Consider the following 15193-nt stretch of genomic DNA (forward strand, 5'->3'; position numbering starts at 1 on the left):
CGGCGACATGACCCTAGCGGTCGTTAAAGAGGTCCCAGCAGGTGCGGACGGTGACGACACCACCGGCCTGGTCGTACTTTCCGACGCGGCCGGACGCATGCGCGTCCGGGCGGACTGGGTACGCGGCAATTCCCGGCGCGCGGTAGCCGTCGAAGAGGCCGTCGCCAAGCAGGACGGGGTACGGGTCGTCCACGCCTACCCGCGCACCGGGTCGGTCGTGGTGTGGTACTCACCGCGACGTTGTGACCGCGCCGCGGTACTGGAAGCGATCGGCGGCGCCAAGCACGTTGCCGCCGAACTGATCCCGGCGCGCGCACCCCACTCGACCGAGATCCGCAACACCGATGTGCTGCGCATGGTGATCGGTGGAGCGGCACTGGCGCTGCTGGGCGTTCGCCGGTATGTGTTCGCGCGCCCACCACTGCTGGGGCCGAGCGGGAGGATGGTGGCCACCGGCGTCACCATCTTCACCGGCTATCCCTTCCTGCGCGGCGCCCTGCGCTCCTTGCGCTCCGGCAAGGCCGGCACCGACGCGCTGGTCTCGGCGGCCACGATCGCCAGCCTCATCCTGCGGGAAAACGTCGTCGCGCTCACCGTGCTGTGGCTGCTCAATATCGGTGAGTACCTGCAGGATCTAACCCTGCGCCGGACCCGGCGCGCCATCTCGGAGCTACTGCGCGGCAACCAGGACACCGCCTGGATCCGGCTGACCGACGGCCCCGAGGCAGGAACCGAGGTCCAGGTACCGATCGACAGTGTGCAGATCGGCGACGAGGTCGTCGTGCACGATCACGTTGCCATCCCGGTCGACGGTGAAGTGGTCGACGGTGAGGCCATCGTCAACCAGTCGGCGATCACCGGGGAAAACCTGCCGGTCAGCGTCGTGGCCGGCGCGACCGTGCACGCCGGATCCGTCGTGGTACGCGGGCGCCTGGTGGTGCGTGCGCAGGCGGTCGGCAACCAGACCACGATCGGGCGGATCATCACCAGGGTCGAAGAAGCCCAGAACGACCGGGCACCGATTCAAACGGTGGGCGAGAACTTCTCTCGCCGCTTCGTGCCCACCTCGTTCATCGTCTCGGCCATCACCTTGTTGGTCACCGGGGATGTCCGGCGCGCGATGACGATGCTGTTGATCGCGTGCCCATGCGCGGTAGGCCTGTCCACCCCGACCGCGATCAGCGCCGCCATCGGCAACGGCGCCCGGCGCGGCATCCTGATCAAGGGCGGATCGCACCTCGAACAGGCCGGCCGGGTCGACGCAATCGTGTTCGACAAGACCGGAACCCTCACCGTGGGACGTCCGGTGGTCACCAACATTATTGCGATGCACAAGGATTGGGAGCCCGAGCAGGTTCTGGCCTACGCCGCCAGCTCGGAAATCCACTCCCGTCACCCACTGGCCGCGGCGGTGATCCGTTCGACCGAGGAACGCCGCATCAGCATCCCGCCGCACGAGGAGTGCGAGGTCCTGGTGGGGCTGGGCATGCGAACCTGGGCCGACGGCCGGACCCTGCTGCTCGGCAGCCCATCGCTGCTCGAGTCGGAGCAGGTCAAGGTATCCAAGAAGGCATCGGAATGGGTCGGCAAGCTGCGGCAACAGGCCGAAACACCGCTGCTGCTCGCCGTGGACGGCACGCTGGTCGGGCTGATCAGCCTGCGCGACGAAGTGCGGCCCGAGGCCCCCGAGGTGCTGACCAAGTTGCGGGACAATGGAGTTCGCCGGATCGTCATGCTCACCGGGGATCACCCCGACATCGCCAAAGTCGTCGCCGAAGAGCTGCGGATCGACGAATGGCGCGCCGAGGTGATGCCCGAGGACAAGCTCGAAGTGGTGCGGGACCTACAGGACGAGGGCTACGTGGTCGGCATGGTCGGTGACGGCATCAACGATGCCCCGGCACTGGCCGCCGCCGATATCGGAATCGCGATGGGCCTGGCCGGAACCGACGTCGCCGTGGAGACCGCCGATGTGGCGCTGGCCAACGACGATCTGCATCGGCTGCTCGACGTCCGCGATCTCGGTTGGCGGGCAGTCGACGTGATCCGGCAGAACTACGGTATGTCGATCGCCGTCAATGCCGCCGGACTGCTGATCGGTGCGGGCGGAGCGCTCTCACCGGTGCTGGCCGCGATCCTGCACAACGCGTCCTCAGTGGCGGTGGTAGCCAACAGCTCCCGGCTGATCCGGTACCGCCTGGAGTGAGGCCTCGATGCTCGGGTAAGGCCTCGGATCGGCGAGGCCTTACTCAGCAGCCGCAGTCCTGGCCGCGCCAGGCTCTGACACCCTGCCAGACGGCTATGCCGGCGATGACGAGCCCGATCCCCGGGTCGATCCACCAGCCGCCGGGCCAGGCCGCGGTGATCGCAAGCCCAAGCAACACCCCGGCGGCTTGGCCCGCGCACAGATGGTTCTGGGTGCCTTCACCTTCGGTGGCCCCGGACTGCAAGAGCACACCCAGCTTGTGATTGGCCCGGCCGAGGATGGGCATGACGACCAAAGCGAAGGCCGTCAACCCGATTCCGATCACCGAGGTGCCAAACTCGTGCTTGTCGGTGAGGTGGCGAATGGATTCCGCGGCAACCAGCGGGGCAACCAACCAGAAAGACACGGCGACACCACGTTGGGCGCGGCGCTCGGCGGTCTCCGACAACGTGCGTGAACCGGTGAACCGCCACAACACCATTGCGCTGGCCAGCCCTTCGGATGCGCCACCGAGGGCCCATCCGGTCAATGCGACGGACCCGACGGCAACGCCCTCCCACACCCCGACAGCACCCTCGGTGACCAATACGGCCAAGCTGATCCAGGCCAGCCGGCGCGCCCATCGAACGCCCTGCCGCCAGGCCGCATCGCCGGAGTGCCCGGTATGCGCCGGTGCCGTGGACACATCGCAGCAGGCGTCGCCGGCCAAGTCACCTACCTTGCCGACCGAACCGGAAGTGTTCATCAGGCGATGGTAGGTCAAGTTTCTGTGACCCTCGGACAGGTTGGCGCGCGGCGCGGTTGAGCTGGGCGGTAGTAATTCTCAGGCTGGGGCGTTGTCGCCGGAGCCGATCACCGGGACCCGTAACCGTGCCGGCCGGTCCGCTCCCCAGTGCAGGGTGCAGCGCGCCGGCGGGCTGGGCGCGTACAGGGCGGGAAAACTTCCGTAGAGCGGATTGCGCGGGGCAAGCTGGCGACCGGCGATGACCAGCCGGATGCGATCGCCGTGGCGAAAGGCGGTTGCTGATGGGCCCAATGCGAGTTCGACGGGAACAACCTCACCCGGCGACAGCGGCTGGGAGTGTGCGAAAGTGTGCACCGGCTCGTATGGCGTCGACTACTCGACATCGAGTTCTCGCAGCGATACGCGTTGCCACCCGGTGGTGATCCGGTCCCGACCGGAACCGTAGGACCCTTCAAACGAAACCCATTTGTTGCCAACCCATTTCTCAACGCCGGCAAACAACGCGACATCGTCGGCACCCTCGACTGACACCCACAGCGCCAAACTCATCGGACCGGTGAGCTCGAGATCTGCCACCACCGGAAGGGTGAATGCCGCTGCGCGCCTGCGAGTGTGGAAGCTGACCGATCCCTCGGCCGCCGGGAGCTCATGGTCCAACACACCGTCGTCGGCCAGGTAGAGGTCGCGCCAGTCAGTGTTTTCCAGTGGCCATTGCCGCTCGGCGCGAGTCTCCGCGATGACGTCGCCCCGCTCGCGCACCTCGAGCCGAACCCGGGGCGGTTTGGGCACATCAAGGTGGTTGAGATAGAGGTCGAAGAAGGCGAGCTGGGCCTGGCGGGCCTAGGGGCTGTAGAAGGTCGTCCACTTGCCGCCCCGGTGGGTGTAGGCGAACTTGTCTTCGGCACCGACCTTTTCGAATGCCCGGAAAGAACCGCGCCCATGCAGGTTGTTATCCGAAAAGCTGGCGCAGACCAGCATCGGGACCTCGATCCGGCCGAGGTCGGGCACCAGGGACTGCCACCACTGATCACGCAGCGGGTGCACCCGGCGCTGCGCGCCGATGTCCTCGGTCACCCGCATCACATGCTTGGTGCCGGTCTGCCAGACTCGCGAGAAGCCCTTTTCCGCCACTCCCCCGGGGTTGAACATGTCCCGGTACGCATCGGTGAACCCCTCCCAGGGGCAAATCGCCTTGAGGCTCGGCGGTCCTAACGCGGCGGCCTTGAACTGTGCCATCGCCAGGTAGGACACGCCCGCCATGCCGACGCTGCCACTGGACCAGGGCGCGGCGCCGGCACACTCGATCAGGTCGTAGACGTCCTCGGCTTCTTGGTCGGACATCAAGGCCCCGGCGCCATCGGATGTCCCGGCGCCGCGGATGTCGGCGTTGACGACGGCATAGCCATGGGCCAGCCACCAGACCGGATCGGGCGCCTCCCAGCTGGTCTCGCTCGAGATCTCCACCTGGCCGGGCTGGCGCAGGATCCTGAACTGCGGATTGATGCCCCAGCCCCACCATCTGCGCTTGGGCAGCCGGTCCTTGCCGTACGGATGAGCCGCCAGGATGACGGGAAACGGGCCCGAACCGGGGGGACGGTAGACGTTGACCCGGAGCACCACACCATCGCGCATCCGAACGGAAACGTCGCGGTCCACCACCAGGTCCGGCGGCGCCGCCGACACCCTCACCGGCGGCCGCAGGATTGCCCGTACCCGAGTCGCCGCGTAGCGGACAACCCCGGCCCGCCGCCATGGACGGTCGTAGATTGGATTTCGCGTCGGCACGATAACTCCTGTTCAAATTCATACTTGAGTGGCACTCAATCCTGATTGAGTTACAATCTAGCACGCTGAAGTATGCTAACTTCGATGGAAAGAAAGCGGCAGCGAAACACGACCCGGGTGCGCGAAGCGGGGGCCGCGTCGCGCGCGCAGACCCGTCACCTGTTGCTCGCGGCCGCCGCCGAAGAATTCGCTCGTGTCGGATACGTCGCCTCGACGGTCAGCCGGATCGCCGAGGGAGCCGGGGTGACCGTGCAAACGCTCTACCTCGCCTGGGGCAGCAAACGCGCGCTGCTCCGCGGCTATCTCGAGAGCACCCTCGCCCCCGACGCCGCGCCGTCGGGACAGCACTTTGCCGCCCAACTTCAACCCGATAGCCCCGCCGGGACCCTGGCCCAGGTTTCCGCATTGGTCTGCGATGCGGCACGGCGCTCGGCAATAGCGTGGCGCGCCTACCGCGACGGATCCGGCGTCGACAGCGCCATCGCAGCGGAGTGGCATCAGATCCAGATGCTGCGCCGGGAAACGATGCGGGCACTGCTGGTGGCCATCCCCGACGATGCCCTGCGATTGCCGCGCCAAGACGCGGTGGATACCGCCTGGGCCCTCACCAGTCCAGCTAGCCACGAGATCATGGTTACCCACGGCGGGTTCAGCTTGCAGCGCTTTGAAGCCTGGCTCACCACCACCCTGCAAAACGCCGTCCTGCGCAATCCGGACAGCAGCGATTGAGCCACGGTGCGCTGCGCCGCCCCGGCGGCTCGTCAACCGGGCTGAGCAGTGGCCGATCTTGATATCCCACTTGACAGCTCGAGTTTTCGGGGCGAACGTCACGATGTCGCGACTCGTCCCACCGAGCGCGCCGAGCCGGTCGCCTGGTGACACGCGCAGCAGGGAAGGATTTGCCGATGCCCGAGGGCAACCCCGCCAAACCACTCGATGGGTTTCGGGTGCTCGATTTCACGCAGAACGTTGCCGGGCCACTGGCCGGACAGGTCCTGGCCGACCTGGGCGCCGAGGTGATCAAGGTTGAGGCCCCCGGCGGTGAGGCGGCGCGGCACATCACCGCCGTGCTGCCGCACCGCCCGCCGCTAGCGACCTATTTCCTGCCGAACAACAGGGGCAAGAAGTCGGTGTCGGTGGATCTGTCCACCGACACGGCTCGCCGGCAGATCCTGCGGCTCGCCGACACCGCCGACGTGGTGCTGGAGGGGTTTCGGCCCGGCGTCATGGAGCGAATGGGCCTTGGCCCTGAGGCCCTGCGCGCCCGCAACCCCAAACTGATCTATGCCCGGTTGTCGGCATTCGGTGGCAACGGCCCGCACGGCACTCGACCGGGCGTCGATCTGATGGTCGCCGCCGAGGCGGGAATGACCACCGGAATGCCCACCCCCGACGGCAAGCCACAGATCATCCCGTTTCAGTTGGTCGATAATGCCAGCGGGCACGTGCTAGCCCAGGCGGTCCTGGCCGCGCTGCTCAACCGCGAGCGGCACGGGGTGGCCGACACCGTCCGGGTGGCGATGTACGACGTCGCGGTCGGGCTGCAGGCCAACCAGCTCACCATGCACCTCAATCGCCCCAGTTCGGACGCGCCCACCAAGCCCGAGCAGACACCCACAGGCGCGCGCCGCAAGCGGGTTGCCTTTGCGACCCAGCCATCGGATGCCTTCCGCGCCGCCGACGGCTACCTGCTCATCAGCGCCTACGTGCCCAAGCACTGACAGCGGCTGTGCGAGATCATCGGCCGGCCCGATCTCCTCGACGACGAGCGCTTCATCGACCAACGCGCGCGGGCGATCAACTGCGCGGAATTGACCGAAGAACTGGAATCGGCCCTGCCCGCCAAGACCGCCGCGCAGTGGGTCGAACTGCTACACGAAGGCGGTTTGATGGCCTGCCTGGCCTACACCTGGAAACAGGTCGTCACGACGCCGTTGTTCGCCGAGAACGAGCTGGCATTGGAGGTCGGCAGTGGCGATGACGCCGTCACGGTGATCCGGACGCCCGCGCGCTACTCGAGCTTCAGCGCGGTGCTCGCCGATCCCCCGCCGGCCACCGGCGAGCACAACAAAACACTTCTGGGCGAATCCTAAGTTTCGCGGTCAGCACCGGAAACTTTCTTGTGAGTTGTCAATGAATCAGTGCCGGGGTTTGCCGCATGGGCCGGTGAAGCGTGGAGGATTTTGGATATAAACCTGCAGACTCATAGATTTGCTGCGCACAAATATGAACTGCCTCACACGCACCTACGACGCTCGGCGGACACTTGATTTGACAGATCACATTCAAGCCGGTGTCGAAGGGGTGTCAGGTCTCGATTGCCGGCCAGCCCGGGATGGCCTCTTTGACCGGCTTTGAGGAGTCAACAAATGAGCACCGCAGTCAAGAACTCCGCCGGGGCACCCGAATCTCGATCCCAGTGGATCCTGGCCAACTTGCGCCATGACTTCCCCGCTTCGATCGTCGTCTTCCTGGTAGCGCTGCCCCTGTCACTGGGGATCGCCATTGCCTCCGGGGCTCCGTTGATGGCCGGTTTGATCGCCGCGGTGGTGGGTGGCATTGTCGCCGGACTGCTCGGCGGGTCGTCGGTTCAGGTGAGCGGCCCGGCCGCCGGCCTCACCGTGGTGGTCGCCGGATTGATCGAACAGGTCGGTTGGCAGATGTTGTGCCTGATGACCCTCGGCGCGGGCGTCCTGCAGATCATTTTCGGGCTGAGCCGGATGGCACGCGCCGCGCTGGCCATTGCACCGGTGGTGGTGCACGCCATGCTGGCCGGCATCGGCGTGACCATCGTGCTGCAACAGATCCATGTCCTGATGGGCGGCTCATCGCACAGCTCGGCGTGGCGCAACATCACGGCGTTGCCCAACGGCATCCTCCATCACGAGCTACACAAAGTGATCGTCGGCGGAACCATGATCGCAATATTGTTGATGTGGTCACGGCTGCCCGCCATGGTGCGGATGGTTCCGGGCCCCCTGGTGGCCATCGCCGGAGCCACCGCACTGTCGCTGATGGTGAATCTAGATGTGGAGCGCATCGACCTTTCGGGCAACTTCTTCGAGGCCATCTCGCTGCCCCGGCTGCCCGCGCTGACCCCCGATGGCCAGCCCTGGAGCAACGACATCAGCAGCATCGCCGTCGGCATCCTGACCATCGCCCTGATCGCCAGCGTCGAATCGCTGCTGTGTGCGGTCGGTGTGGACAAGTTGCACCAAGGCCCGCGGACCAACTTCAACAGGGAAATGCTCGGCCAGGGCAGCGCCAACGTGCTCTCCGGACTGCTCGGCGGGCTTCCCGTCACCGGCGTCATCGTGCGCAGTTCGGCCAATGTGGCGGCCGGAGCCCGCACCCGCACCTCAGCGGTGCTGCACGGGGTGTGGATCTTGCTGTTCGCCTCGCTGTTCACCGGCCTGGTGGAACTGATCCCCAAGGCGGCGCTCGCCGGGCTCCTGATTGTGGTCGGCACCCAGCTCATCCAGCTGGCACACATCCAGATTGCGTGGCGGACCGGCAACTTTATGATCTATGTCATCACCATCCTGGGCGTCATATTCCTCAACCTGCTCGAGGGCGTGGTCATTGGACTCGGTGTTGCGATCGCCTTCTTGTTGATCCGGGTCATGCGCGCACCTATCGAAGCCAGGCCGGTAGGTGGACAAGCTAAGCATTGGCGGGTGGATATCGACGGCACGCTGAGCTTCTTGCTGCTACCGCGCCTGACCAAGGTGCTCTCCACCCTGCCGGATGGATCGGATGTGACGTTGACCCTGAACGCGGACTACATCGATCACTCGGTGTCCGAAACCATCTCCGACTGGAAGATTTCCCACGAAGCGGCGGGCGGGACGGTAACCATTATCGAGACCTCACCCGCGAACATGATCAGCGCACACAGCAGTCCGCCGAAACGCCACTTCATGTCTAGGGCGCTACGAGAACCATGGACTTCCCGCCGCGACAATCAGCAGGATACCGACGCCTCAATCCTCGATGGCGTTGACGAGTACCACCGCAACGGTGTGGGATCGCTGCACCACCATGTGCGGGAGCTGATGGATCCGGCCAACCCCGACACGGTCTTTCTCACCTGTGCCGATTCCCGGATCCTGCCCGACGTCATCACGGCCAGCAAACCGGGCGACCTGTATATCGTCCGCAACGTCGGCAACCTGGTACCGATCGATCCAACCGAACGCTCGGTGGATGCCGCCCTGGACTTCGCGGTCAACCAATTTGGTGTGAGTTCGGTTGTCGTATGCGGACACTCGGCATGCCGGGCAATGCAGTCGTTGTTGGACAACGGCGCAAGTGACGTCGACCGCCCGATGAACCACTGGCTTGAACACGCACACGATAGTTTGGCCGCGTTCCGAGACTGTCATCCGGCACGGGCGAGCGCGGCGTCCATCGGCTTCGGCGAACTCGACCAGCTAGCTGTGGTCAATGTGGCGATTCAGCTGGAAAGGCTTGCGCACAACCAGGTCTTGGCTCCCGCGATAGCCTCCGGTACGATACAGATCGTAGGCATGTTCTTCGATTTCTCGACCGTCCACGTACGCGAGGTCGATCAACACGGGATCGTGGCGTCCAACCAGCCCGCAAGAAAACGTTGAGCCGCGCCGCTACTCAGCTTTGCGGAAGCCTAACCACCTGAAGAAAGAACTCATCGATCTGCCGGACGGCGGTCATGAATTAGTCAAGATCGACCGGCTTGGTGACATAGGCGTTCGCATGAAGATTGTAGCTGCGCAGAATGTCCTCCTCGGCCGAGGACGTGGTCAGCACCACCACCTGGATACGACAAAGCTCGGATTCGGACATGATCTTCTCCAGCAACTGCCGACCGTCATACTTCGGTAGGTTCAAGTCGAGCAGGATCAGATCAGGCCGGCGCGCCGCTGGTAATTGCCCCGCTGATAGAGGTAATCCAGCCCCTCCTCGTTGTGCTCGAACGCCTCCCGGGTGATGAGTTCGTCCCCGGGATCGTCTTCGACGAGCAGGATGTCTATGGGTCGACCCGGGAGAAACTGAGCAGGTCGTTGATCAGGAACTGCATGCGTTTGGCCCCGTCGACCGCGAAGCCGATGTATTCGATGCCGCGTTCGTCGAGCTGATCCGCATGACGCCGCTCCAGCAACTGGCAGAACGCGGCGACTTTGCGCAGCGGTGCCCACCCGATTGTTTGGCGGTGCCGTGACTTTGACTGTACTGGCGGATCGGATGCGATGAAGCGAATCTGCGGTTCGGTACCTCAGCGCAGCAATGCCCGCGACATCACGACGCGCTGAATCTGGTTGGTGCCCTCGTAGATCTGGGTGATCTTGGCGTCGCGCATCATCCGCTCGACCGGGAAATCAACCGTGTATCCGGCACCACCGAACAGCTGCACCGCGTCGGTGGTGACCTCCATGGCCACGTCGGAGGCCAGGCACTTCGACGCCGCGGAGATGAATCCGAGGTTGGATTCGCCACGCTCGGCGCGCGCGGCGGCGGAGTAAACCATCAACCGCGCGGACTCCACCTTCATCGCCATATCGGCGAGCATGAACTGCACCGCCTGAAAATCGCTGATCGACTTCCCAAACTGCTTGCGGTCCTTGGTGTAGGCGATTGCGGCATCAAGGGCGCCCTGAGCGATGCCCACCGCTTGGGCACCGATGGTCGGGCGGGTGTGGTCCAGCGTCGCCAGGGCGGTCTTGAAGCCGGTGCCGGGGTCCCCGATCATCCGGTCACCGGGAACCCGACAGTTCTCGAAGTACAACTCCGTGGTCGGTGAGCCCTTGATCCCCAGCTTGCGCTCCTTGGGTCCCACGACGAAGCCTTCGTCGTCCTTGTGCACCATGAACGCCGATATGCCGTTGGCACCTTTTTCGGGGTCGGTCACGGCCATCACCGTGTACCAGGAGGACTTGCCGCCGTTGGTGATCCAGCACTTGGTGCCGTTGAGAATCCAGTCGTCACCGTCGGCCTTGGCCCGGGTGCGCATCGCTCCGGCGTCCGAACCGGCCTCGCGCTCACTGAGCGCGTAGGAGGCCATCGCGGCGCCGTCGGCGAGCGACGGCAACACCTGCTTTTTCAGATCGTCGGAACCGCGCAGGATCAGGCCCATGGTGCCCAACTTGTTGACCGCCGGGATCAACGAGGCTGAGGCGTCGACGCGAGCGACCTCCTCGATGACGATGCAGGCTGCCACCGAGTCGGCCCCCTGGCCGCCGTACTCCTCGGGGACGTGCACCGCATTGAACCCGGAAGCGTTGAGCGCATCAAGGGCCTCCTCCGGAAACCGGGAATTCTCATCCACGTCCGCGGCGTGCGGCGCGATCTCCTTTTCCGCCAGCGCGCGTATCGCCGCCCGCAACTCCTGGTGTTCCTCCGGAAGCTGGAACAAATCAAAAGACGGGTTTCCGGCCCAACCAGCCATCTTGCGAGCCCTCCTAGTCGGCTTCTAGTCGCGGGTTAACTTACCCGCAAGTTTCTGAAGTTCCGCATCCTTGGCCTGCACGGTCTGCGCCAGCTGGTCTTGGAAAGCGGCGATCCGCGCGCGCAGCGCCGGATCGGATGATCCCAGCATCCGCACAGCCAGCAGGCCGGCATTGCGGGCGCCTCCGATGGACACGGTAGCCACCGGCACCCCGGCCGGCATCTGAACGATCGACAACAGCGAGTCCAGTCCGTCGAGGCGGGCCAGCGGCACCGGCACCCCGATCACCGGCAGCGGGGTGGCCGAGGCCACCATTCCGGGTAGGTGCGCGGCTCCGCCGGCGCCGGCGATGATCACCTCGATGCCACGACAGGCCGCCTCGCGCGCGTAGTCGAACATCACCTGCGGGGTGCGATGCGCCGAGACCACGCGCACCTCCATCGCGATGTCGAATTCGGCCAGCGCCTTGGCGGCGTCAGCCATTACCGACCAGTCACTGTCGCTGCCCATGATCACCGCGACCCGGGGCTGTTCAGCCATGGGGATCCCATCCGTCCGTCCACTGTCCGTGTGACAACCAGTGTGCCGCCAGCTCGGCCTGCTCTCGCAGCCCGGCAACGGCCGCCGGGTCGAAACCGAGGAAATTGATATGTCCCACCTTGCGGCCGGGACGCTCGTCCTTACCGTAGAGGTGCACCCGGGCATCGGGCATCCGGGCGAACAGGTTGTGCAGCCGCTCGTCCAGGCTCATCGCCGGTTGCGCGGCCGCCCCCAACACGTTGGTCATCACGGTCACCGGCGCGATCGCCTCGGTATCGCCGAGCGGGTAGTCCAACACCGCGCGTAAGTGCTGCTCGAACTGGCTGGTGCGCGATCCGTCCATGGTCCAGTGCCCGGAGTTGTGCGGCCGCATCGCAAGCTCGTTGACCACCAAAGCGCCGTCGGTGGTCTCGAAGAGCTCCACGGCGAGCACCCCGACCACACCCAGTTCGGCGGCCAACCGCAGCGCCAGCTGTTGCGCATCGGCGCCAGCTTGCGCGGACAGCGCCGGCGCTGGCGCGATCACCGCGACGCAGATGCCGTCCTGCTGCACCGTCTCGACCACCGGCCACGCCGCCCCCTGGCCGAACGGCGAGCGCGCCACCAGCGCCGAGAGCTCTCGACGCAACTGGACCCGCTCCTCCACCAGCACCGGAACACCCCCGGCCAGGTAGCCGCTGGCGATGTCGCGGGCATCGGCCAGATCGCGCGCCATCTGTACACCGCGGCCGTCGTAGCCGCCCCGGACCGCCTTGACCACCAGCGGCGCGTCCAGCTCGCGGGCAAACGCGTCCAGCTCACCGAGCTCGTCGAGCTGGTGGATGCCCAGGTAGCGCGGCACCGGGACGTCGAGTGCCTGCAGCCGCCGGCGCATCACCAGCTTGTCCTGCGCGTGCACCAAAGCCTGTGGCGGCGGCGCCAGCACGACTCCCTCGGCCACCAGCTTGTCCAGCAGCTCGGCGGGAACGTGCTCGTGGTCGAAGGTCACCACGTCGGCGCCGGCCGCGATGCGGCGCAGGTCGTCCAAATCGGTGTGCGATCCGATCACCACATTGGGTGTCACCTGCGCCGCCGGGTCATCGGCGGAGTTAACCAGCACACGCAGGTCCTGACCCAGGGCGATGGCGGCCTGATGGGTCATCCGGGCGAGCTGGCCACCACCGACCATGGCAACCTGGGGGGTGCGAGAACTTGGCACGGCCATCATGGTGTCATGGCCCATGACCGGCGTGTTTGGCGGCTGCAACACCAAATCGTTATGTATCATTTTACGTCTATTTCGTGTCAATCCGTACACTGACTTGTTGTGTCCTTTGCCGATGCCACAATCGCGCGCCTTCCCAGGGTGGTTCAGCCCTTTGCGCAGCGTCATCATGAACTGATCAAATTTGCCATCGTCGGCGGCACTACTTTTATCATCGACTCGGCAATTTTCTACACGCTGAAGTTGACGATTCTGGAGCCCAAGCCGGTGACGGCCAAGGTGATCGCCGGAATCGTCGCGGTCATCGCGTCCTATGTGCTCAACCGGGAATGGAGCTTCCGCGACCGTGGCGGCCGGGAGCGCCACCACGAGGCGCTGCTGTTCTTCGCGTTCAGCGGCGTGGGTGTGCTGCTGAGCATGGCCCCGCTGTGGTTCTCCAGCTACGTCTTGCAGTTGCGGGTGCCGATGGTGTCGCTGACCGTGGAGAACCTGGCCGACTTTGTCTCGGCCTACATCATCGGAAATCTGCTGCAGATGGCGTTCCGCTTCTGGGCGTTCCGCCGCTGGGTGTTCCCCGACGCGTTCGCACGCAACCCGGACAAGGCGCTGGAGTCGGCGCTGACCGCGGGCGGCATCGCCGAAGTCTTCGAAGACGAGATCGAGGGCGGCAACGTCACCCTGTTGCGTTCCTGGCGCAACAAGTCCGCCAGGGCCAACCGCTCAGATGCGCGATCGGCCGCTCAGCTGGGGGCTTCCTCGGAGCCCAGGGTGTCGAAAACCTCGTGATAGAGCAGCGCGTGCACTTCTCGCAGGCGCGGAATGTTGTAGAACTCCAACGGATCCTGTGACGCCGATTCGATAATCAGCGTCCCGGTGCGAAGCATTCGCTCGAATATCCGGTCCCGGAATTCCACGCTGTTGATCCGGGCCAACGGGATGTCGATCCCGCTGCGGGTCAGCACGCCCTGGCGATACATCACCCGGCGGTTGGTGACCACGAAATGTGTGGTCAGCCAGCTCAGGAACGGCCATAGTGTGAGCCAGCCGACAATCACCAACCAGATCCCCCAGATGACGCCATGGATGATGTTCTTGGCAAGCTGCTGCCATTGCGTCGAGTTGACGAACCCCGAGCCCAGCGCGGCCAGCCCGGTGATCAGGATCAACACCACGACCGGCCAGACCAGCCGGGTCCAGTGCGGGTGACGATGCAGGACGACCTGCTCGCCTGCGGCCATGGCATTGTCCGGATAGCCCATGGTGGCGACCTTATCCCCCGTTGGCTGCTGTTTGCTGAAGTTGGACGGATAGCCGCGCCGCACTAGCGCAGATGCACCACGTCACCCGCGGCCACCACGACCGTCTCACCGGACTTGCCCGCCTCGTCGGGCGTAGTCTGCAGGCGCAATCGCCCCTGCTCATCAATGTCGCGGGCGATCCCGACGATCTCGCGCCCGCCGGGAAGTTGCGCACGCACGCGCGAGCCGATGGTCAGACTGCGGGCCCGGTAGTCGGCCGATAGCCGCGAGTGGGCGCGTCTGAACTCATCGATCCGCACCGCAAGCTCGCGCAACAGCCGGGCAGCCAGTTCGTTGCGATCCGGTGCCGGCACCCCGAGGTCCAGCAGCGAGGTCGCTGTGGGCCCGGCAATTTCGTCGGGCGCCTGGGTGACATTGAGCCCGATGCCGATCACCGCGTAGGGCATCGCCACCTCGGCGAGAATGCCCGCCAGTTTGCCCAACGATCCGGGCGGACCGGCCAGCACATCGTTGGGCCACTTCAAACCCGCTTGCGCCGCGGTGCCGTCAAGCAACGGGGTCACCGTGTCCACCACGGCCAACCCGGTGGCCAGCGACAGCCAGCCCCAGGTGGCGGTGGGGACGCCGTCCACCCGCACCCCGACCGACATGGTGATCTGCGCTCGCGCCGTGGCCGACCAGCCGCGCCCCAGCCGCCCCCGTCCGGCCGTCTGGTGTTCGGCGATCAGCACCGCCCCTTCGATATCGGCCCCGGCAGCGGCCCGGGCCAGCAGATCGGCGTTGGTGGAGCCGGTCTCATCGACGACGTCGAGCTGGCGCCATCCCGAGTCGATCGCCTCACTACGCAGCTTGCTGGCGTCCAACGGCAACCTGAGCTGATCGCGGTCCGTCACGGCACAAGCCTAGAGAACGCCGGGCCGGCCGTGGGAGATCAACTGTCGGACGGTTCGCCGCGGCGCACATCGGCAATCCCCGCGCGACCGTCGGGTGCTCAGGTACGCCCGGACCAACCGATGCGGGTGCGGCCGAT

General features: G+C 65.6%; 10 protein-coding genes and 4 pseudogenes. 5 read left to right on the forward strand and 9 right to left on the reverse strand.

What is annotated here, in order from left to right:
- Window positions 1-7: 7 nt before the first annotated feature.
- Window positions 8-2206, forward strand: a complete 2199-nt coding sequence (gene ctpC, locus G6N41_RS27040; RefSeq protein WP_407663708.1) for a manganese-exporting P-type ATPase CtpC — start codon at window positions 8-10, stop codon at window positions 2204-2206.
- Between the two features lie 43 nt (window positions 2207-2249).
- Here the strand turns inward: ctpC and G6N41_RS27045 are convergent, their stop codons facing one another.
- The gene (locus tag G6N41_RS27045) at window positions 2250-2951 is read right to left on the reverse strand and encodes a cation diffusion facilitator family transporter (protein WP_198966188.1); all 702 of its coding nucleotides are present in this window, start codon (window positions 2949-2951) and stop codon (window positions 2250-2252) included.
- Between the two features lie 78 nt (window positions 2952-3029).
- Window positions 3030-4736: pseudogene (locus G6N41_RS27050) on the reverse strand (CocE/NonD family hydrolase).
- Window positions 4737-4820: 84 nt separating this feature from the next.
- Between G6N41_RS27050 and G6N41_RS27055 the strand changes: the two are divergent.
- The 3 genes and pseudogenes from G6N41_RS27055 to G6N41_RS27065 all read left to right on the forward strand — a co-directional run bounded on the left by G6N41_RS27055 (window position 4821) and on the right by G6N41_RS27065 (window position 9352).
- Window positions 4821-5465, forward strand: a complete 645-nt coding sequence (locus G6N41_RS27055) for a TetR/AcrR family transcriptional regulator (RefSeq protein ID WP_020732120.1) — start codon at window positions 4821-4823, stop codon at window positions 5463-5465.
- Window positions 5466-5641: 176 nt separating this feature from the next.
- Window positions 5642-6829: pseudogene (locus tag G6N41_RS27060) on the forward strand (CoA transferase).
- Between the two features lie 276 nt (window positions 6830-7105).
- The gene (locus G6N41_RS27065; protein ID WP_198966189.1) at window positions 7106-9352 is read left to right on the forward strand and encodes a SulP family inorganic anion transporter; all 2247 of its coding nucleotides are present in this window, start codon (window positions 7106-7108) and stop codon (window positions 9350-9352) included.
- Window positions 9353-9365: 13 nt separating this feature from the next.
- Here G6N41_RS27065 and G6N41_RS27070 read toward each other — a convergent pair.
- The 5 genes and pseudogenes from G6N41_RS27070 to G6N41_RS27090 form a co-directional block, all read right to left on the reverse strand.
- Window positions 9366-9748 (reverse strand): annotated as a pseudogene (locus G6N41_RS27070) (response regulator).
- A 5-nt stretch (window positions 9749-9753) separates the two neighbouring features.
- A pseudogene (locus tag G6N41_RS27075) lies at window positions 9754-9906 on the reverse strand (histidine kinase dimerization/phospho-acceptor domain-containing protein); the annotation flags it as partial.
- 84 nt (window positions 9907-9990) lie between these two features.
- On the reverse strand, window positions 9991-11160 hold the full coding sequence (locus G6N41_RS27080) for an acyl-CoA dehydrogenase (protein ID WP_198966190.1): 1170 nt from the start codon (window positions 11158-11160) through the stop codon (window positions 9991-9993).
- 24 nt (window positions 11161-11184) lie between these two features.
- Window positions 11185-11700: a 5-(carboxyamino)imidazole ribonucleotide mutase gene (gene purE / locus G6N41_RS27085; protein ID WP_198966191.1), complete on the reverse strand. Its 516-nt coding sequence runs from the start codon at window positions 11698-11700 to the stop codon at window positions 11185-11187.
- Entirely contained in the window at window positions 11693-12907 is a 1215-nt protein-coding gene (locus G6N41_RS27090; RefSeq protein ID WP_198968045.1) for a 5-(carboxyamino)imidazole ribonucleotide synthase, read from the reverse strand. The genes purE and G6N41_RS27090 overlap by 8 nt, the downstream gene beginning before the upstream one ends.
- A 99-nt stretch (window positions 12908-13006) precedes the next feature.
- Here G6N41_RS27090 and G6N41_RS27095 point away from each other — a divergent pair, with 99 nt between their 5' ends.
- Complete coding sequence (locus G6N41_RS27095) at window positions 13007-13690, forward strand: GtrA family protein (RefSeq protein ID WP_020732112.1); 684 nt, start codon at window positions 13007-13009, stop codon at window positions 13688-13690.
- Here G6N41_RS27095 and G6N41_RS27100 read toward each other — a convergent pair.
- Together G6N41_RS27100 and G6N41_RS27105 are read right to left on the reverse strand one after the other, a co-directional pair.
- Entirely contained in the window at window positions 13645-14163 is a 519-nt protein-coding gene (locus G6N41_RS27100; protein WP_012393132.1) for a PH domain-containing protein, read from the reverse strand. The two genes, G6N41_RS27095 and G6N41_RS27100, sit on opposite strands and share 46 nt — an antisense overlap.
- A gap of 62 nt (window positions 14164-14225) precedes the next feature.
- Complete coding sequence (locus G6N41_RS27105; RefSeq protein ID WP_198966192.1) at window positions 14226-15056, reverse strand: biotin--[acetyl-CoA-carboxylase] ligase; 831 nt, start codon at window positions 15054-15056, stop codon at window positions 14226-14228.
- Window positions 15057-15193 lie beyond the last annotated feature (137 nt).

Origin of the sequence: Mycobacterium shottsii (assembly GCF_010728525.1) — a bacterium.
GTDB lineage: Bacteria > Actinomycetota > Actinomycetes > Mycobacteriales > Mycobacteriaceae > Mycobacterium > Mycobacterium marinum.